This window comes from Mesotoga sp. B105.6.4 (assembly GCF_002896535.1).
In the GTDB taxonomy this organism is placed as follows: Bacteria; Thermotogota; Thermotogae; order Petrotogales; family Kosmotogaceae; genus Mesotoga.
Window position 1 is genome coordinate 1 of sequence record NZ_JWIM01000136.1, and the last position, 1,322, is coordinate 1,322.

Consider the following 1,322-nt stretch of genomic DNA (forward strand, 5'->3'; position numbering starts at 1 on the left):
ATTACTCAGTGGTTAAACCGAGGTATTTGAGGGATAGGCAAGACTCCAAGCCGGTCCAGCTCGGGCTATTTCCTTTCTAAACGCCCCATTCTGAGCTTTTGATGGTGCTAATACATATATGAAGGTGCAGCAAGAGAAAATGCGTTAGAGAGCGTTTTACGAGGTGTAGTTATGAAGGAAGTCCAGCCGATACGCGATTCGAAGAAAATCGATGCGATGAAGGCTATTATGAAGGGTGAATCAAACTACAGGGATCTCCTTCTGTTCACTCTGGGTATTAACACCGGACTGAGAATCTCAGATATTCTCGCCCTTAAGTGGAGCAGTTTCATTAACGGTGGTGGAAGACTGCTGAAGTCAGGAGACCAGTTGAATGTTGTGGAGATTAAGACCAAAAAGATAAAGAGCTTTATGATAAACAGGTCGGTCGCCGAAGCGTTGAAACTCTACTACGATTCCCTGGGAAGTCCCAATCCTGATGATCCTGTATTCTCATCCCGTAAGACAGCTGACGGCACGCTACAACCAATAACAAGAATAGCCGCCTGGCAAATGTTAAATAGATACGCCAATATGGTTGGTTTGGATGATGGGATCGGAACACATACACTTCGAAAAACGTTCGGCTACCACCTGTACAAAAAGGGCGTGGCTCTGGAATACATTCAAAAGATGTTGAACCATTCTTCTCCGGCAATAACTCTGCGCTATATAGGAATTACCCAGGAGCAGCTGAACGATATCTATGTGGAACTGAATTTATAACAGCCGGCTACTCCGTGCCCGGCGCTCACAGCCGCAGTAAAGGCTAAAACATAATCAGGGTAAAGCCCTTGCAATACGGAGGCCCAGACCGCTGCTCGTGGCAGTGGGCGAGACGCTGTCGCGGTAAGCTACACATACGAAAGACATTCTGCAGTACCAACTGCCACCGCGAAACACCCGACAGGAACCAATGCTGTTGTATGGATTTGTTTGTGGGGAACTAGAGTAGTCTCTAAACACATCCGAACACCACTCCCATACATTGCCGCTCATATCGTACAGACCCAGTTCGTTAGGTACCTTAGTCCCTACTTCCTGTGTCATGCTTTTTGAGTTAGAAGCATACCAGGCAACATCGTCTGCATTATCGCTACCAGAATATTTGTATCCCTTGCTCTTGTTTCCTCCCCTTGCAGCGTATTCCCATTCGGCTTCAGTAGGTAACCTGTAACCAACCACGTCAGTTATGTCTGTAGTCGTCTTTCCATATTTGTCCAGGAGGTTACCTTTATCATCATACGACTTAGGAATTCCTTCCTTTTCACTCAACCAGTTGC

The 1,322-nt window shown here is 46.4% G+C and carries 2 protein-coding genes; one reads left to right on the forward strand and one right to left on the reverse strand.

Annotated features, from left to right (window positions below):
• Positions 1-171 precede the first annotated feature (171 nt).
• Positions 172-765, forward strand: coding sequence for a site-specific integrase (locus tag RJ60_RS15135; RefSeq protein ID WP_099830984.1), 594 nt, complete (start codon positions 172-174; stop codon positions 763-765).
• A 54-nt stretch (positions 766-819) separates the two neighbouring features.
• Here RJ60_RS15135 and RJ60_RS15140 read toward each other — a convergent pair.
• A partial coding sequence (locus RJ60_RS15140) for an SUMF1/EgtB/PvdO family nonheme iron enzyme (protein WP_146028963.1) occupies positions 820-1,322 on the reverse strand: 503 nt, incomplete at its 5' end.